Here is an 18031-nt window from a genome sequence, read left to right on the forward strand (position 1 = left end):
GAATGTTTTAATCCATGGCGCTGATCATAGTTCTGATGGGGTGGTTGTACGCGGTGTTGATGTTGGCCGCGGGGCAGCGCAGCGTGGCTGCCGGCGCGGCGGTGTTTTTCTTTCTGGGCGTGCTGCCGGTCTGGTTTGTCGCGTGGGTGGTACGCAACAGGCTGCGCAAGCGGCGGCGGGCCGCGGAGAACGAGGGAAAGGCTTGAATCCGGCTGTCCTTAAATGCTACAATCTCGTGTTCCCCACCGTTGTTGGCGGGGAATTGTTAATCCAAAACTACGCACATCCGCGCCAAAGGGTGCCCGCAGGCTGAAGCCTTCAGGGTTGTCTGCGCGGATGGAGGCTTAACCCTTTTAGGAGTTTTTGCATGTCCACCAACGTTACCATGCGTCAAATGCTTGAGGCCGGCGTTCACTTCGGCCACCAAACCCGTTTCTGGAACCCGAAGATGGCTCAGTACATCTTTGGCAGCCGCAACAAGATCCACATCATCAACCTGGAAAAGACTCTGCCGCTGTTCATCAGCGCCCAGGAATATGTGCGTCGTCTGGCCGCCAACAAGGGTACCGTAATGTTTGTTGGTACCAAGCGTCAGGCGCGTGAGATCGTCCGTGAAGAAGCTGCCCGCGCTGGCATGCCGTTTGTTGATCACCGCTGGCTCGGCGGCATGCTGACCAACTACAAGACCGTGAAGCAGTCCATCAAGCGTCTTGAAGAGAAGCGTGCCATCCTGGAAGGCGCTGACACCGGTTACAACAAGAAAGAACTGTTGGACCTGCAACGCGAAGTTGACAAGCTGGAACGCTCGCTGGGCGGTATCAAGGATATGAAGGGCCTGCCGGACGCCATCTTCGTTATCGATACTGGCTACCAGAAGGGCACCATTGTCGAAGCCAAGAAACTGGGCATCCCGGTTATCGGCGTTGTTGATACCAACAACTCCCCGGACGGCATCGATTACGTGGTTCCGGGCAACGACGACTCCTCCCGCGCCATCCGCCTGTACGCTCGCGGCATCGCCGACGCGGTACTGGAAGGTCGCGCGAACTCTCTGCAAGAGATCGTCGCAGCTGCTGAAACGGCCCAGGCCGAGTAAGCGGAAAAGGGGCGAAAGCCCCTTTTTTTGGACCCGAACATTCACGTAATCTAAATCATTCAGGAGTAGCAAGATGGCGGAAATCACCGCAAAAATGGTTTCGGATCTGCGCGTGGCCACCGGCCTCGGCATGATGGAGTGCAAGAAGGCTCTGGTTGAAGCTGAAGGCGACGCGGCCAAGGCTGAAGAAATCCTGCGCATCAAGTCCGGCAACAAGGCTTCCAAGATGGCTGGCCGTCTGGCCGCCGAAGGCATCATCGGCTCCCACGTGGAAGCCGGCGTCGGCGCCCTGGTTGAAGTGAACTGCGAAACCGACTTCGTCGCCAAGGATCCGACCTTCCTGGCTCTGGCCGCCGCCGCCGCCAAGGCTGCCGTCATCGCCAATCCGGCCGATGTCGAAGCGCTTTCCGCAGTGGAAGTCGACGGCGTGTCCGTGGAAGACATCCGCAAGGCTGCCATCGCCAAGCTGGGCGAGAACATGACCATCCGTCGTTTCGTTCGCTACCAGACCGAAGGCGCGATCGCCACCTACCTGCACGGTGCCAAGATCGGCGTGATCGTCGACTACGCCGGCGCCGAGCAAGTGGGCAAGGACGTGGCCATGCACATCGCCGCCTCCAAGCCGATCTGCGTGTCCAAGGACCAGGTTTCTTCCGAAACCCTGGATCAAGAGCGCAAGATCTACAGCGCCCAGGCTGCCGAGTCCGGCAAGCCGGCCGATATCGTCGCCAAGATGGTTGAAGGCCGTATCAACAAGTTCCTGGCTGAAGTGACCCTGCTGGGTCAGCCTTTCGTCAAGAACCCGGATGTGACCGTCGAGAAGCTGCTGGCCGAGCAAAAAGCCTCGGTCAAGGCATTCGCCATGTTCGTAGTGGGCGAAGGCATCGAGAAGAAGGTAGTAGACTACGCAGCTGAAGTGGCTGCGGCTGCCAAGCTGTAAGTTTCGACTTACCGCTTTACCAACGGCACCCTGCTTGCAGGGTGCCGTTTTGCAAACTGAACACACCATAACCGCCAATCCGAGGACATCATGAGCCAAGTTCCCGCCTATAAACGCATCCTGTTGAAACTTTCCGGCGAAGCCCTGATGGGGGATGACAGCTATGGCATCAACCGCTCGACCATCGAGCAGATTGTGGGCCAGATCAAAGAAGTGGTGGGCCTGGGCGTTGAAGTGGGCATCGTGATCGGCGGCGGCAATATTTTCCGCGGCGTGGCGCCGGCTGCGGCGGGCATGGATCGCGCGACGGCGGATTACATGGGCATGATGGCCACTGTGATGAACGCGCTGGCGTTGAAGGATGCGATGACCAAGGCCGGCCTGATCGCCCGGGTGCAGTCCGCGCTGACCATGCAGCAGATCGCCGAGCCTTATGTGCGCGGCAAGGCGATGCAGTACCTGGAGGAGGGCAAGGTGGTGATCTTCGCCGCCGGCACCGGCAACCCCTTCTTCACTACCGATACCGCCGCCGCGTTGCGTGGCATGGAAATGAATGTCGACATCATGCTGAAGGCCACCAAGGTGGACGGCGTGTATACCGATGATCCGAAAAAGAATCCCGACGCGGTCCGCTACCAGAGCCTGACTTTCGACGAGGCGATCTCGCGCAATCTGAAGGTGATGGACGCCACCGCCTTCGCCTTGTGCCGCGATCAGCACCTCAATATCAAGGTGTTCAGCATCTTCAAGAATGGCGCGCTGCGCCGCGTCGTGCTTGGCGAAGACGAAGGCACGCTGGTACACTGCTGAGTTTGAAAATTGCTGAGGGCGAAAACGGCAATGGCCGTTTTCGCCTTGTCATTTGAAGTATTCCGGGAGTGCGACATGATTAACGAAATCAAAAAATCGGCCGAACAAAAAATGCAGAAGACGCAGGAAGCGTTCAAGAACGACCTGGCCAAGGTTCGTACCGGACGCGCCCATACCGGCATTCTGGATCATGTCATGGTTGACTATTACGGCAGCGACGTGCCGGTCAATCAGGTAGCCAACGTCACCCTGATCGATGCCCGCACCATCGGCGTGCAGCCGTGGGAAAAGCCGATGCTGGCCAAGATCGAAAAGGCTATCCGCGATTGCGATCTGGGCCTGAATCCGGCCTCGATGGGCGAGATCATCCGCGTGCCGATGCCGATGCTGACCGAAGAGCGCCGCAAGGACCTGATCAAGGTGGTGCGCGGAGAAGCCGAAGGCGCCCGCGTGGCCGTGCGCAACATCCGCCGCGATTCCAACAACGAATTCAAGAACCTGCTGAAGGACAAGGCCATCACCGAGGACGACGAGCGCCGCGGCCAGGACGAGATCCAGAAGCTGACCGACAAGTACATCGCTGAAGTCGACAAGATGCTGGCCGCCAAAGAAGCCGACCTGCTGGCGGTATAAGGGGCGGATCTTGTTTTCCGGTTCTTCGAAAACTGTGCCGGAGGGGTGCGAGCCGCCCCGGCATATCGCCATCATCATGGATGGCAACGGCCGCTGGGCCAAGAAACGCTTCCTGCCGCGCGTGGCCGGCCACAAGCGCGGCCTGGACGCCGTGCGCGAGGTGGTGAAGGCCTGCAAGGAAATGGGCGTCGGGTATCTGACGCTGTTCGCTTTCTCCACCGAGAATTGGCGTCGGCCGCAGGAAGAAGTGTCTTTCCTGATGGACCTGTTCCTGCGCGCGCTAGAGCACGAAGTCTCCAAGCTCCATAACAACAATATCCGCCTGAAGGTGCTGGGTTCCCGCGAGCGATTCAGCGCGGAACTGTCCGAACGCATCGACCGCGCAGAGGCCAAGACCGCCGGCAACGACGGTCTGGTGCTGACCATCGCCGCCGATTACGGCGGCCGCTGGGATATCGTTCACGCGGTGAATCAGCTGATCGCCGAGGGCCAGTCCGCCATCACCGAGGCTATGGTGACGGAGCGTCTCGGCATGGCATGGGCGCCGGAGCCGGATCTGTTCATCCGTACCGGCGGCGAGCAGCGCATCAGCAACTTCCTGCTGTGGCAGCTGGCGTATTCCGAGTTGTACTTCACCGACCTGTTGTGGCCCGATTTCGACCAAGCGGCGCTGCAGGGGGCGATCCACTCCTACTGGCAGCGGGAGCGCCGCTTTGGCCGCACCAGCGAGCAATTGCCCGAGCACCTGCGCCGAGACAAACTCTGACTTCATGCTGATAACGCGAATTCTCACCGCGCTCGTATTGCTGCCGCTAATGCTGGCGGCGCTATTCCTGTTCCCCGCCGCAGCCTGGGCTGGGTTTTCCTGGTTGATCGTCGTTCTGGCCCTGTGGGAGTACGCCCGGATGGCCGGGATGTCCCTTCCCCGGCAGGCGTGCTATCTTGCGCTGTCCACGCTGTTCGCCGCCGCGGCCTGGTTCGGCCACTGGCGGATGCAAGGCTTCGAGCATGGCGCGGTGTTGGCGCTGTGGCTGTTGCTGGTGCCGGCCTGGCTGGCCAGGCGCTGGAAAATGCCGTCAGGCCTGCCGGCCTGGATGCTGGGCTGGGCGTTGATGCTGCCGGCCTGGTTCGCTTTTCTCGAGTGGCGCCCCAATGCCACGACGCATGGCGCGCTGGCTCTGCTGGCCGTGATGGGCCTGGTATGGGTGGCTGACATCGCCGCTTATTTCTCCGGCAAGGCTTTCGGCCGACGCAAGCTGGCGCCGGCCATCAGTCCGGGCAAAAGCTGGGAAGGCGTTTACGGCGCGGTGGTTTGCGTGGCGATCTACGTCGCTTTGGTTGATCATTTCGGCTGGCTGGACATCAAGCTGCCGTTGTGGGGCCTGCTGTTGCTGGCGCTGCCGCTGACTGCGGTCAGCGTGTGCGGCGATTTGCTGGAGTCCTGGTTCAAGCGCGTCGCGGGCATCAAGGACAGCAGCCGGCTGCTGCCGGGCCATGGCGGCGTCTACGACCGCATCGACAGCCTGATCGCCGTGCTGGCGGTCAGCAACGCCCTGCGCGCGCTGGGCGGCATGTAATTCTGGAAACATAGCAATGACCAAACCTCAGGGTATTGCCGTACTGGGGGCGACCGGCAGCGTAGGCTGCAATACGCTGGATGTGATCGCCCGTCATCCGGAGCGCTACCGCGTGGTGGCGCTGACCGCCCATCGCCAGCTCGACAAGCTGTTCGAGCAGGCTCTCCGTTTTCGTCCTGACTATCTGGTGGCGGCCGACGCTTCTGCTGCGGCGGATCTGCGCGCGCGGCTGGCGGACGCCGGCCTGCGCGCAGAAGTGCTGCATGGCGCGGATGCGCTGGTCCAGGCTGCTTCGTTGCCGGAGGTGGATGCGGTGATGGCCGCCATCGTCGGCGCTGCAGGCTTGCCGTCGGCGCTGGCCGCGGCGCGGGCCGGCAAGCGCATGCTGCTGGCCAACAAGGAGTCGCTGGTGGTGGCCGGCCGTTTGTTCATGGACGCGGTGCGCACGAGCGGTTCGGCGCTGTTGCCGGTGGATAGCGAGCACAGCGCCATCTTTCAATCTCTGCCCGCCGATTACGCCGCCAATCCCGACGCCGCGGGCGTGAGCAAGATCATTCTTACCGCGTCGGGCGGGCCGTTCCGCAGCCGCCCGGCCGCCGATCTGCTCCATGTCACGCCGGACGACGCTTGTCGCCATCCCAACTGGAGCATGGGGCGCAAGATTTCCGTCGATTCCGCCACGCTGATGAACAAGGGGCTTGAGGTGATCGAGGCGCGCTGGCTGTTCAATGTGCCGCCCAGTCGCATCGAGGTGGCCGTGCATCCGCAAAGCGTGATCCACTCCATGGTCCAGTACCGAGACGGCTCGGTGATGGCGCAACTGGGCTCGCCCGACATGCGCACGCCGATCGCCTGCGCGCTGGCCTGGCCCGAGCGCATCGACGCCGGGGTGGAGCCCATGGACTTCTTCGCATTGTCCGATCTTACGTTCGAGAAGCCGGATCTTGAGCGCTTCCCTTGCCTGCAACTGGCGTTCGACGCGCTGGAAATGGGCGGCGACGCGCCGGCGGTATTGAATGCCGCCAATGAAGTGGCGGTGGCGGCGTTCCTTGAGGGACGACTGCGTTTCGTCGACATCCCGCGCGTGGTGTCCGCCGCGCTGGCCGGCGTGTCCTGCGCGGCCAGCGACAGCCTGGAAGGCTTGCTGGCCCGTGACCAGGAGGCGCGTCGTTTCGCCGAGGGCAGGGTGGCGGCATGCTGACGCTGCTGGCGTTTCTGGTGGCCATCGGCCTGCTGGTGACTTTTCACGAGCTGGGCCACTACTGGGTGGCCAAGCTGTGCGGCGTCAAGGTGCTGCGGTTCTCCATCGGTTTCGGTTCGCCGTTGTTGCGCTTCCGTCCGCGCGAGACGGAGTGGGTGGTGTGCCCGATTCCGCTGGGCGGCTATGTGAAAATGCTGGACGAACGCGAGGGCCTGGTCGACGAGGCGGATCGTCCGCGGGCTTTCAACAATCAGCATGTGCTCAAGCGCATGGCCATCGTCTCCGCGGGGCCGCTGGCCAATCTGTTGCTGGCGGCGCTGCTGTACTGGGCTGTGATCGCCCAGGGTGTGCCGCAGCTGCATCCGCTGGTGGGCACCGTGGTCGAGCAGACGCCGGCCGCCGCGGCGGGTTTCAAGGAGGGCGATCGCATTCTCAGCGTGGCGGGCAGGCCCGTCGCCAGCTGGCAGGAGGTTAGGCTGGGTATCGTCGAGGCCGCGATGTCTTCCGCCGTGGTGCGGGTCGAGGTGCAGGACGCGTCCGGCGCCAGGAAGCGGCGCGATATCGATGCCCGCCGTTTCGGCGAGAAGGCCGAGCAGGCCTTGCAGCAGGGCGATCCTGGGGTGTCCCCGGCGCGTTTCCTGGCGCAGGTGGGCGTGCTGGAGGAGAAGGGCGTCGCAGCCAAGGCTGGCCTCAAGGTGGGCGACAAGCTGCAGGCGGTGAACGGCGTGATGCTCAGAAACTGGGAAGAGTGGGTGCACGTGGTGCGCAACAGCCCGGGCAAGGAGTTGACGGTGCGCGTCGAGCGGGCCGGCAAGCCGCTGGAGATCAAGCTGCGTCCGCAGGCGGTCGCGCAGGACGACGAGGTGGTCGGCCGCATCGGCGTAGGGCCGTCGCCGGATCGCGCCTGGAGCGACCAGTTGGCCTTCACTCGGCATTACGACGCAGTAGGGGCCTTTGTCGCCGCCTGGAGCAAGACCGGCGAAACCGCCTGGATGAGCGTCAAATTCCTCGGCAACATGCTGATCGGCCGAGCTTCTTTGAACAATCTGTCGGGTCCGCTGACTATCGCAAATGTCGCGGGCCAGACCGCCCGCGAGGGCCTGACGCCGTATCTGGAATTCCTGGCGCTGATCAGCGTCAGCATCGGCGTGTTGAATCTGCTTCCCATACCGGTTCTGGATGGGGGCCACTTAATGTATTATGTCGCGGAGCTGGTCAGAGGTAAGCCCGTCAGCGAACGGGTGCAATTGCTCGGACAAAAGATTGGTTTCATATTGCTGGCGTCTTTGATGGCATTTGCCATGCTGAACGATTTCAGCCGCCTATTTGGGGGTTAAAACACATTTATGAAATTGAAGCGACTCGCAGTGGCCGTAATGGGCCTGACCATGGCCACCGTTGCCATGGCTGCAGATCCTTTTGTGATCAAAGATATCCGCGTTGAAGGCCTGCAGCGTACCGAGCCGGGCACGGTCTTCAACTATCTGCCGGTCAAGGTGGGCGACACCTTTACCGATGCCAAGGCCAAAGAAGCGATCAAGGCGCTGTTCGGCACCGGTTTCTTCAACGACGTGCGCGTGGAAAGCCGCGGCGGCACGCTGATCGTCACCGTGGCGGAGCGCCCGGTGATCACCCAGCTGAACATCAACGGGGCCAAGGAATTCAGCAAGGACCAGCTGAAGAAGGCGCTGAAGGACAACGGCTTCGCCGAGTCTTTGATTTTTGACCAGGCCTTGCTGGATGGCGCGGTGCAGGAACTGAAGCGCCAGTATTACAGCCGCGGCAAGTATTCGGTGGAAATCACCCCCGGCGTCACCAAGCTGGAGCGCAACCGCGTCGCCGTGACGCTGGACATCAATGAAGGCGTGACCGCGCGGATCAAGGAAATCCGCATCGTCGGCGCCAACGCTTTCGCCCAGTCCAAGCTGCTGGACGAGTTCAGCCTGACCACCGGTGGCTGGCTGTCCTGGGCTACCAAGGACGACCAGTATTCCAAGCAGAAGCTGACCGGCGATCTGGAGAAGCTGAAGGCTTTCTACCAGAACCAGGGCTATATGGAATTCGGCATCGATTCCTCCCAGGTTTCGATCAGCGCCGACAAGAAGGACATGTATCTGGTCATCAATGTGCACGAGGGCAAGAAGTACACCGTGTCCGACGTGCGCTTGGCTGGCGACCTGAAGGTGCCGGAGGCCGAATTGCTGAGCCTGGTGCAGGTGAAACGCGGCGACACCTTCAACAATGAGAAGGTGACCGAGTCGGTGAAGGCGTTGAGCGACCGGCTGGGCAACGAGGGCTACGCCTTCGCCAACGTCAACGTGCTGCCGGACATCGACCGCGAGAAGCAAACCGCCGCCTTCACTTTCTTCGTCGATCCGGGCCGCAAGACCTATGTCCGCCGCGTCAACGTGGCAGGCAACAGCAAGACCCGCGACGAAGTGATCCGCCGCGAGCTGCGCCAACTGGAGGGAGCGCCGTACAACGCCGCCAACGTCAAGCGCAGCAAGGAGCGCCTGGAACTGCTCGGCTACTTCGAGGACGTCAACGTCGAAACGCCGGCGGTGACGGACGCGCCGGATCAGGTGGACATGAATATCGGCCTGAAAGAGCGCTCCACCGGCAGCATTTCCGGCAGCCTGGGTTATGTGCAGGGCGAGGGCCTGGTGCTGGGCGCGAACATTTCCCAGAGCAATATCTTCGGCTCCGGCAAATACATGTCGCTGGGCATGTCCACCGGCAAGGTCAACAAGAATTACTCGCTGTCGTTCACTGATCCGTATTTCACTCCGGACGGCGTCAGCCTGGGCTATGACCTGTACAATCGCGTCTACAACCCGGACGCCACGTCGATCTCCGCGTACAAGACCAGCACCGTCGGCGCCGACATGCGTTTCGGCGTGCCGATCACCGAGTACGACCGCATCAATTTCACGATCGGCGCGGAAAAGACCGACATCACCACCTACAGCAACAGCCCGCAGCAGTACATCGACTTCGTGAACCAGTACGGCAGCAGCAACTACACCGTCCTGGGTACCGTAGGCTGGGGCCGGGATACCCGAGACAGCGCGTTGTGGCCGACCCGCGGTGCCAGTATCCGCGTCAACGCCGACTTCGGCCTGCCGGGCGGTTCGCTGCAGTACTACAGCCTGACCCACCAGCAGACCTGGTTCTTCCCGCTGTCGAAAGACTTCACGCTGATGCTAAACGGCGAATTGGGCTATGCTGACGGCTACGGCAAAACCAGGCAGTTGCCGTTCTTCAAGAACTACTACATGGGCGGCCTGGGATCGGTTCGCGGCTACGACAGCAGCAGCATCGGCCCGTACGATTCGGCGGCGAACTCCTACCTCGGCGGCAACCGCAAGGTAGTGGCCAACGCGGAAATCCTGTTCCCCTTCCCGGGCATGAAGGACAACAAGTCGCTGCGCACCAGCCTGTTCTTCGATGCGGGCACCTTGTGGAACACCAACCTGACGGCATCGGAAAAGGCGTTGGGCATCACCAGCTCGCCGAGCGATGGCTTCCGCTATTCCGTGGGTCTGGCATTGACCTGGCTGTCGCCGATGGGGCCGATGAAGTTCAGTATCGCCAACCCGCTGAAGAAAGAGCAGGGTGACAAGGTTCAGCGCTTCCAATTCCAGCTGGGCACGTCGTTCTAACCGTTATCAGGATGAGATCATGAAAGCATTGAAATGGTGGCTGGCAGTGCTGAGCGTGGCGGCGCTGCCGGTTCATGCCGCCGACTTCAAGCTGGGCTTCATCAACATCGAGCGCATTTATCGCGAAGCCGGCGTGTCCGTCGCCATCTACAAGAAGCTGGACAAGGAATTCTCCAGCCGCCGCGACGAGTTGAAGAAGATGGAGACGCGGGCCAAGGATCTGGAATCCATGTTGGCGAAAAACAGCCTGTCGCCGGATGACCGCAAGCGCTTCGAGCGGGAGTACGCGGGGCTGGACCGCGATTACCGCGCCAAATCCCGCGAGCTGGCCGAGGATTACAACCAGCGCCGCAACGAGGAATTCGCCGGGGTGACCGAGCGGGCCAACCGCGCGGTCAAGGAAATCGCCCAGCGCGAGAACTATGATCTGATCCTGCAGGAAGCGGTGTACATCAATCCCAGGTTCGATCTGACGCCGCAAGTGTTGAAAGAGCTGGACAAGTAGTCGTTTAAACCGTTACCGGAGCAAGCCGACCCCGAGTCGGCTTTGTTTTTGATGTCCTACACACTCGAACATATCGTAGAGCAACTGGGCGGAGAGCTGCGCGGCCAGAACCGGGATGTGTCCCGGCTGGCTCCGCTGGAGCTGGCGGGCGCCGATGAAATCGCTTTCGTCGCCAGCGCCAAGTTCCGGCGCCAGATGCTGGAGAGCGCGGCGGGCGCGCTGATCGTCACCGAAGCGCTGGCGGCAGAGCTGCCGGAGCGTTCGCTGATCGTGGCCGCCGATCCCTACCTGTATTTCGCGCGTCTGGCCACATTGTTCCATCCGCCGAAGGCGCCGCGCGCCGGCATCCATCCGCGCGCGGTAGTGGGGGAAGGCTGCCGGATAGGCGAGAGCAGCGAGATCGCGGCCAATGCCACCGTCGGCGACAACGTCGTCATCGGCGAACGCTGCCGCATCATGCCGGGCGTGGTGGTCGGCGATGGTTGCCTGATCGGCGACGACGTCACGCTTTACCCCAACGTCACCGTCTACCACGGTTGCGTGATCGGCGACCGCGTCGGCGTGCATTCCGGCAGCGTGATCGGCGGCGACGGCTTCGGCCTGGCCTGGGACAAGGACCATTGGTTCAAGATTCCGCAAACCGGCCGCGTGGTGCTGGAGGATGACGTCGAGATCGGCGCCAACACCACGGTGGACCGCGGCGCGCTGGCCGACACGGTGATCCGCAAGGGCGCCAAGATAGATAATCTGGTGCAGATTGCCCATAACGTCGAAATCGGCGAGCATACCGCTATCGCAGGCTGCGTCGGCATCGCCGGCAGCACGAAGATAGGCGCGCGCTGCACCGTGGGCGGCGCGGCGATGTTCGTCGGCCACATCGACGTGGCGGACCGCACCCATATCGGCGGCGGCACCCTGGTGTCGAAGTCGATCAAGGAGGCCGGCAACTACGCGTCCTCCTACCCGTTGCAAAGCATGAAGGACTGGCTGTCCAACGCCGTCCACGTGCGCCATCTGGACGATTTCGCCAAGCGCGTGAAGCAGCTTGAGCGGGAACTGGAAACACTGAAAAAATCGAAGGAAGAACCTCATGAGTGAACACGCTGTCTCGATCGATGTCCGCGAGATCATGCGCTGCCTGCCGCATCGTTATCCGTTTCTGCTGGTTGACCGCGTCACCGAAATGGAACCCAACGTGCGCATCAAGGCGCTGAAGAACGTCACCATCAATGAGCCGTTCTTCGCCGGCCACTTCGAACAATATCCGGTGATGCCGGGCGTGCTGATCATCGAAGCGCTGGCCCAGGCCGCCGGCATCCTGGCGATCAAGAGCCAGGGCGAGCGCTCGGAGAACGAGCTGTATTTCTTCGTCGGCATCGACCATGCCCGCTTCAAGCGCCAGGTGGTGCCGGGCGACCAACTGGTGTTCGAAGTGACGCAAATGACCGTCAAGCGCGGCATCGGCAAGTATGCCGCCCGCGCGCTGGTGGACGGCCAGGTGGCTTGCGAAGCCGAGATCATGTGCGCCCGCCGCGAGGTGTAAGCATGGCCATCCATCCGACCGCAATCGTAGATCCCAAGGCGCAGATCGCCGACGACGTCGAAATCGGCGCCTATTCCATCATCGGCCCCAATGTCAGCATCGGCGCCGGCAGCTGGATCGGCCCGCACGTGGTGATCGAAGGCCATACCTCCATCGGCAAGAACAACCGCGTGTTCCAGTTCTGCTCGCTGGGCGCCCAGCCTCAGGACAAGAAATACGCCGGCGAGCCGACACGCCTGGAGATCGGCGACAACAACACCATCCGCGAATTCTGCACCTTCAACACCGGCACCGCCCAGGACGTCGGCGTCACCCGCATCGGCAACGACAACTGGGTGATGGCTTACGTGCACATCGCGCACGACTGCCAGGTGGGCGACCACGCCATCTTCGCCAACAACGCGACGCTGGCCGGCCATGTGCGCATCGGCGACTGGGTGATTTTGGGCGGTTTCACCAGCGTGCACCAGTTCGCCATCATCGGCGAACATGCAATGACGGCGTTCGCCAGCGCGGTGGCGCAGGACGTGCCGCCGTTCGTGATGGCGCATGGCAACCGCGCCGTTCCTTCCGGCATCAACGCGGAAGGCCTGAAGCGCCGCGGTTTCACGCCGGAGCAGATCCGCCGCGTCCGCAACGCCTACAAGACGCTGTACCGCCAGGGTTTGAGCTACGACGAGGCCAAGGCCGCGATCCTGGCCGAGGCCGGCGAGGAACATGCCGAGCTGGAGCCGTTCGTGCGTTTCTTTGAACAATCGGCGCGAGGCATCATCCGCTGAGCTTATGAGCGATCAACTTTTCAAGCGCAAGGGGGCCTTGAAGGTTGCCATGGTGGCCGGGGAGGCTTCCGGCGATCTGCTGGCCGCCCACCTGATGGACGCGCTGCGCGCGCACCGCAGCGATATCGAATTCGCCGGCATCGGCGGCCCGCGCATGGAGGCCCGCGGCTTTCACAGCATGGTGCCGCAGGAGAAGCTGGCGGTGCGCGGCTATTCCGAAGTGCTGAAGAGCCTGCCCGAGCTGCTGAAGATTCGCCGTCGGCTGCGCGAGCAGTTGCTGGCGGAGAGGCCGGACGTGTTCATCGGCGTGGACGCGCCGGACTTCAACCTGGGGCTGGAAGCCGGATTGAAGAAGGCCGGCATTCCCACCGTGCACTATGTCAGCCCGTCGGTATGGGCGTGGCGGCCGGAGCGCATCCAGAAGATCGGTCGCGCGGTCAACCACGTGCTGTGCCTGTTCCCGATGGAGCCGCCGCTGTACCGCCAGGCCGGCGTGCCGGTCACCTATGTCGGCCATCCGTTGGCCAGCGAGATCCCGCTGGAGCCGGACAAGGAGGCGATGCGCGACCAACTGGGACTGCCGCAGGGCGTGCCGGTGTTCACGCTGATGCCGGGCAGCCGCCGGAGCGAGCTGGAATACATGGCGCCCATCTACCTGGATACCGCGCGTCTGCTGTTGCGCGAGTATCCGGATGCCCAGTTCCTGGTGCCGCTGGCCACCCGCGCCACCATGGACCAGTTCGAACAGATGCTGTACCGCTTCAAGGCGCGCGACCTGCCCATCCGCAGGCTGTTCGGCCATGCGCAGATGGCGACCATCGCCAGCGACGTGGTGCTGGTCACCAGCGGCACGGCGACGCTGGAGGTGGCGTTGACCAAGCGGCCGATGGTGATCAGCTACAAGCTGTCCGCCTTCACCTACCGGCTGGTCAAGCGCAAGATCAGGCTGCCGTACGTCGGTTTGCCCAATATACTGTGCGGCCGATTCGTGGTGCCGGAGCTGTTGCAGAAGCAAGCCACGCCGCAAAAGCTGGCTGAAGAGATGCAGCGGCTATACACCGATTCTGCGGCCCGAATTGAAATGGAAAAGGCGTTCACCGAGCTGCATCTGGCGTTGAAGCAGGATACCGCCACCCGCGCAGCGCGCGCGGTGCTGGAGGTGGCGCGATGCCACTGATCTGCGGCGTCGACGAAGCCGGCCGCGGGCCGCTGGCCGGCGCGGTCTTCACCGCGGCGGTCATTCTCGACCCGGCCAAGCCGATCGTGGGTCTGGCCGATTCCAAGGTGTTGAGCGAAGCGAAGCGCGACGCGCTGGCGGAGTTGATCAAGCGCGACGCGCTGGCCTGGTGCATCGCCAGCGCCAGCGTCGAAGAGATCGACAAGCTCAACATCCTGCACGCCACCATGCTGGCCATGACGCGCGCGGTGGAGGGGCTGCCGGTGCGTCCGGACCTGGCGCAGATAGACGGCAACCGCGTGCCCAAACATCTGCCGGTGCCGGGCGAGGCCATCGTCAAGGGCGACGCCAAGGTGGCGGCCATCTCCGCTGCGTCCATCCTGGCCAAGACCGCGCGCGACGCCGAGCTGGTGGCGCTGGACGCTTTGCATCCGCAATACGGTTTCGCCCGCCACAAGGGCTATCCCACCGCCGAGCATCTGGCCGCCATCGAGGCCCACGGCGTCCTGCCGGCGCACCGGAAGACCTTCGGCCCGGTCAGGGCCTGGCTGGCCAGCCATCAGGGCGCCTTGTTCTAGCATGGCGGAGCAGGGCGGCAAGCGTTGTTTTCCGCCGGTGGCGGACGCAGGCACCCGGTTGTTGATCCTGGGATCTTTGCCCGGCGACGCCTCGCTGGCAGCTGGCGAGTATTACGCCCACCCTCGAAACCAGTTTTGGCGCCTGCTGGGCGAAGTGCTGGAGCGGGATCTGGTTTCCCTGCCCTACGAAGAACGCCTGATGGCCTTGCGCGAGTCCGGCGTGGGCCTGTGGGACGTGGTGGCCCAGGCCAGCCGCAAAGGCAGCCTGGATGCCGACCTGAGGGAAATCCAGCATAACGATTTGAGCGATTTCGCCGCCAGCCTGCCCTCTTTGCGCGCGGTCGCCTTCAACGGCGCGACCGCCGCCAAGGCGGAAGCGCAGCTGGCCGGGCTGGACCTCGCCGTTGCGCGTTTGCCCTCGTCCAGCCCGGCGCATACGCTGGCCTACGAGGCAAAACTTGCGGTCTGGCGGCAGTTGGGACGATATTTAGATTTGTCAGCGTAATTTCGCACCCAGCCGGAGGGTTGCCGATGAACCGTTATTGCATCTGGTTTGTCACCACGGACGACAGCGTGATGCGTCGCGCGGAAGTCGCCATCAATGGCGTGATCCACAGTCATCAGGTGCTGGAGGAAATCGAAGGGCAACTGGCAGGGGAGTGTGGTCTCAGCCAGGTGATGATCGTGGACTGGAAGCGCTTTGAAACACCGGAGCAGGATGGCGGCCGGCTGGTGCGGGTGGCCTGATCGCTTCCCAAACGGCCTTCATGCCGCGAACCCGCGCCAGGCAGGGCCGGCTGGCGGCGAGCCTACTCCGCAGGGCTGTCCAGGTGTCCTTGCTCGACGCATGCTTGCCGGGTGGCCTGGAATTGGGCGATCACCTGCGCGATCTGCGGCGCCGGCGCGCAATTGGATTGCAGCGACTGGCTTTCCAGCTCCTGGCAGCGCTGGGCCAGGCTGGCGAAGCCCAACGTCACTGCCCCTCCTTTCATGCCATGTGCCAGATGAAACAGGTTTTCCCGATCCGGTTGCCGCTGGTTGAGCCGCAATTGCCGGACCGATTCCTGGTGGCTGGCGAAGTATTGTTCCACCAGCTGCCGGTATTGCTGATCGGACAGCAGGTCGACGAAATCCGTGATGGTGCGCGCGTCGAGGACGGGTTCTTCCCTTGCTTGCGGCGCGGCGCTGGGCGCTGGCGGAAACTGTTTCTGCAGCACCGCCAGCAGCTGGTCGCGGCTCAGCGGCTTGGTCAGGAAATCGTCCAGTCCTTGTTCCAGCATTTGCTGGCGGGTTTCCGGGAAGGCGTCCGCGGTCAGCGCGATGATAGGCATCCTGGGGGTTAGCGCTTCCTCGCGCAGTCCGCGCGCGGTTTTCACGCCGTCCATGCCAGGCATGTGAAGGTCCATCAGCACCAAGTCGAAGGGGTGGGCGGCGGCCAGCCGCAGCGCCTCGGGGCCATCCGACGCCAGCGTCGGTTGCTGGTTCAGTCTTTCCAGCAGCGCTTGCAGATACTTGCGGTTGACCGCGTTGTCGTCCACCACCAGGATTCTCAGCGGTCTGCTCAGCGTGTCGTGGCTGGAGAAGGACTCGATGGCTTCGGGAGGGATGTCCGGCGCGGCGATCACTCTCAGCGGCAGCGTCAGTTGAAAGCAGCTGCCCTGAGCGGGAACGCTGCTGACCGAGATTTCGCCGCCCATCAGCCGGGCCAGGTTTTGCGAAATCTCCAAGCCCAGGCCGCTTCCTCCGTACTGGCGGGCGGTGGAGCCGTCGCCCTGGGAGAAGCGCTTGAACAGTTTCGCCTGGGTGGCCTGGTCCATGCCGATGCCGGTGTCGGTCACCACCAGCAGCAACTGGGCCGTGCCCGGCTGCTCTCCCTGCGGCGCCGAAGCGTGAACGGTGACGCCGCCGCGCTCGGTGAACTTGACGGCGTTGCTCAGCAGATTGAGCAGTATCTGCCGCAGGCGGGTCGGGTCCAGTTCCACCCATTCTGGAATTTCCGACGCCATGTCCAGATTCAGCATCAGGCCCTTGGCCTGCGCCTGAGCGTTCATCAGGTTGGCAACCTGGCGCAGCAGGTAGGCCAGGTTGCAGGTGACCGGCGCCAGCTCCAGCTTGCCCGACTCCAGCTTGCTGGCGTCCAGCACATCGTTTAGCAGCAGCAGCAGGTGGCGAGCCGATTCCTCGGCCATGCGGATGTAGTTGGCCTGGTTGACGCTGGGGTGGGTGTCGGCCAGCAGCGCCAGCATGCCCAGCACGCCGTTGAGCGGGGTGCGTATTTCGTGGCTCATATTGGCGAGAAAGGCGCTTTTGGCCAGGCTGCCGGCCTCGGCCTGGCTGCGGGCCTCCTCCAGGCGGTCGGTTAGCGTTTCCAGCGTCCGGCGGCGTTTTTCCAGCTGCCGCAGTTGCCGGATCACTGTGAAGCCGAAGCCGAAAATCAACACCCATTCAAAGCCCATCAGCCAATTGCTGACTGTGATGTACTGCTGCATGGTGCGGTTTCGATTGTCCACCTGCAGCGCGACAACCTGGTTGGCCTGCAGCGACAGGTCGTGCAGGCCGTCGGACAGCGAGGCGGACAACTGTTCCAGCCGCGCCAGGCGGGCATGGTCGTTCGCCGCGGGCACGACGCTGAAGTAGGCGTCGCCCTGGCGGACGAAGGCGTCCAGCCGGCTTTGCATCAGCAGGTATTGCGGCTGATCCTGCAGCAGCCGGCGGTATTGGCCGCCGCGTATGATGCCGATGCGGCTGACGAAGATGTCGTAGCGCTGTTGCAGCTGGTCGGACGTGATCTGATCGTGTTGCGCTTCATGCAGCGCGGCCCGGAGATGAAAGTTTTCCGCCTCCAGCTGAAAATAGGCCCAGATGATGTTGTCGTCCTGGTAGAGCACCGCGCTGGTGAGAGTCTGGGATTGTCGATGCTGGACATAGGCTGCCCCGGCGAACACGCATAGCAGGGCGGCGCCGATGGCCGCCAGCATCAGCCAGGAAGTGGAGTGCTCTTTGCCCTGGGTCATGGCCTCACTCCACCTGCAATGACTTCAATTGCCAGGCGGAACGGTTGTAATAGATTTCCGAGCGCAGCGCGGGCTGGCTGTCGTAGGGGTAGACGATGAACAGCGGCCCCTTGTCCCGCACCGGCATTGGCTTGCCGTTTAGCAAACGGGCCAGCACCACCTGGTAGCGCGCGGCGTCGTCCAGCGGGATGTCGGTCTTGTAGTCATTCAGAGCGATGGCTTTCAGCGTGCGGCCCTTCGCGCCGACCAGGTTGAGCACGTCCTGCAGATACGGCCCGGTGAAGCGGCTGACGCCAGGCAGCCATGGCGTGCGGGTGGAGATGGTGTGCTGCGGCAGCGCCGCGAGCATGTTCATGTCGAACACCGCGTCGTTGTCGTGATTCTTGTTGCTGATCTGGCCGCTGATGGTCAACACCACCTTGCCGGCGGGGGGGGGCAACGGGGGGCTTTCGGCCTGGCATGGCGGGATGGCCAGGAACAGCAGGATCAGAACGGCGCGGCCGAGGGCGTACATGG

The 18031-nt window shown here is 62.9% G+C and carries 20 protein-coding genes; 18 read left to right on the forward strand and 2 right to left on the reverse strand.

From position 1 onward, the window contains the following. The first annotated feature begins 14 nt into the window (after positions 1-14). The 18 genes from VL52_RS03850 to VL52_RS03935 all read left to right on the forward strand — a co-directional run bounded on the left by VL52_RS03850 (position 15) and on the right by VL52_RS03935 (position 15248). Positions 15-206 carry a hypothetical protein gene (locus VL52_RS03850; RefSeq protein ID WP_052717308.1) on the forward strand — a complete coding sequence of 64 codons (192 nt, stop codon included), beginning with the start codon at positions 15-17 and terminating at the stop codon, positions 204-206. Positions 207-367: 161 nt separating this feature from the next. Further along, positions 368-1096, forward strand: a complete 729-nt coding sequence (gene rpsB, locus VL52_RS03855; protein WP_021477860.1) for a 30S ribosomal protein S2 — start codon at positions 368-370, stop codon at positions 1094-1096. A gap of 73 nt (positions 1097-1169) precedes the next feature. Further along, complete coding sequence (tsf, locus tag VL52_RS03860; protein ID WP_046155799.1) at positions 1170-2036, forward strand: translation elongation factor Ts; 867 nt, start codon at positions 1170-1172, stop codon at positions 2034-2036. 90 nt (positions 2037-2126) lie between these two features. Next, positions 2127-2846, forward strand: a complete 720-nt coding sequence (gene pyrH, locus VL52_RS03865; protein WP_046155800.1) for a UMP kinase — start codon at positions 2127-2129, stop codon at positions 2844-2846. Between the two features lie 75 nt (positions 2847-2921). Continuing rightward, positions 2922-3479, forward strand: coding sequence for a ribosome recycling factor (frr, locus tag VL52_RS03870; protein WP_046155858.1), 558 nt, complete (start codon positions 2922-2924; stop codon positions 3477-3479). Between the two features lie 10 nt (positions 3480-3489). Then, complete coding sequence (gene uppS / locus VL52_RS03875; RefSeq protein WP_046155801.1) at positions 3490-4245, forward strand: undecaprenyl pyrophosphate synthase; 756 nt, start codon at positions 3490-3492, stop codon at positions 4243-4245. 4 nt (positions 4246-4249) lie between these two features. Next, on the forward strand, positions 4250-5056 hold the full coding sequence (locus VL52_RS03880; RefSeq protein ID WP_046155802.1) for a phosphatidate cytidylyltransferase: 807 nt from the start codon (positions 4250-4252) through the stop codon (positions 5054-5056). A gap of 16 nt (positions 5057-5072) precedes the next feature. Continuing rightward, positions 5073-6257: a 1-deoxy-D-xylulose-5-phosphate reductoisomerase gene (ispC, locus tag VL52_RS03885; protein WP_046155803.1), complete on the forward strand. Its 1185-nt coding sequence runs from the start codon at positions 5073-5075 to the stop codon at positions 6255-6257. Continuing rightward, positions 6251-7594, forward strand: coding sequence for an RIP metalloprotease RseP (gene rseP, locus VL52_RS03890; protein WP_046155804.1), 1344 nt, complete (start codon positions 6251-6253; stop codon positions 7592-7594). Before ispC ends, rseP begins: the two co-directional genes overlap by 7 nt. A gap of 9 nt (positions 7595-7603) precedes the next feature. Further along, positions 7604-9919, forward strand: coding sequence for an outer membrane protein assembly factor BamA (gene bamA / locus VL52_RS03895; RefSeq protein WP_046155805.1), 2316 nt, complete (start codon positions 7604-7606; stop codon positions 9917-9919). A gap of 19 nt (positions 9920-9938) precedes the next feature. Next, positions 9939-10424, forward strand: a complete 486-nt coding sequence (locus VL52_RS03900) for an OmpH/Skp family outer membrane protein (protein ID WP_046155806.1) — start codon at positions 9939-9941, stop codon at positions 10422-10424. 51 nt (positions 10425-10475) lie between these two features. Further along, positions 10476-11522, forward strand: coding sequence for a UDP-3-O-(3-hydroxymyristoyl)glucosamine N-acyltransferase (gene lpxD, locus VL52_RS03905; RefSeq protein ID WP_046155859.1), 1047 nt, complete (start codon positions 10476-10478; stop codon positions 11520-11522). Next, positions 11515-11967 carry a 3-hydroxyacyl-ACP dehydratase FabZ gene (gene fabZ / locus VL52_RS03910; RefSeq protein ID WP_021477849.1) on the forward strand — a complete coding sequence of 151 codons (453 nt, stop codon included), beginning with the start codon at positions 11515-11517 and terminating at the stop codon, positions 11965-11967. The genes lpxD and fabZ overlap by 8 nt, the downstream gene beginning before the upstream one ends. A 2-nt stretch (positions 11968-11969) precedes the next feature. Then, the gene (gene lpxA / locus VL52_RS03915) at positions 11970-12746 is read left to right on the forward strand and encodes an acyl-ACP--UDP-N-acetylglucosamine O-acyltransferase (RefSeq protein WP_046155807.1); all 777 of its coding nucleotides are present in this window, start codon (positions 11970-11972) and stop codon (positions 12744-12746) included. Positions 12747-12750: 4 nt separating this feature from the next. Beyond that, positions 12751-13923, forward strand: coding sequence for a lipid-A-disaccharide synthase (gene lpxB, locus VL52_RS03920; protein ID WP_046155808.1), 1173 nt, complete (start codon positions 12751-12753; stop codon positions 13921-13923). Further along, positions 13914-14501 carry a ribonuclease HII gene (gene rnhB, locus VL52_RS03925; RefSeq protein WP_200895951.1) on the forward strand — a complete coding sequence of 196 codons (588 nt, stop codon included), beginning with the start codon at positions 13914-13916 and terminating at the stop codon, positions 14499-14501. Before lpxB ends, rnhB begins: the two co-directional genes overlap by 10 nt. Position 14502: 1 nt before the next feature. Beyond that, positions 14503-15006, forward strand: coding sequence for a DNA-deoxyinosine glycosylase (locus tag VL52_RS03930; protein WP_046155809.1), 504 nt, complete (start codon positions 14503-14505; stop codon positions 15004-15006). Positions 15007-15032: 26 nt separating this feature from the next. Next, the gene (locus tag VL52_RS03935) at positions 15033-15248 is read left to right on the forward strand and encodes a hypothetical protein (RefSeq protein ID WP_021477844.1); all 216 of its coding nucleotides are present in this window, start codon (positions 15033-15035) and stop codon (positions 15246-15248) included. Positions 15249-15310: 62 nt separating this feature from the next. Here VL52_RS03935 and VL52_RS03940 read toward each other — a convergent pair whose 3' ends face one another. Together VL52_RS03940 and VL52_RS03945 are read right to left on the reverse strand one after the other, a co-directional pair. After that, on the reverse strand, positions 15311-17515 hold the full coding sequence (locus VL52_RS03940; RefSeq protein WP_046155810.1) for an ATP-binding protein: 2205 nt from the start codon (positions 17513-17515) through the stop codon (positions 15311-15313). A 4-nt stretch (positions 17516-17519) separates the two neighbouring features. Then, a complete protein-coding gene (locus VL52_RS03945; protein ID WP_046155811.1) occupies positions 17520-18029 on the reverse strand; it encodes a putative pterin-binding protein in 510 nt (169 codons plus the stop codon). Positions 18030-18031: the final 2 nt, after the last annotated feature.

The organism is Chromobacterium vaccinii (assembly GCF_000971335.1).
Taxonomy (GTDB): domain Bacteria; phylum Pseudomonadota; class Gammaproteobacteria; order Burkholderiales; family Chromobacteriaceae; genus Chromobacterium; species Chromobacterium vaccinii.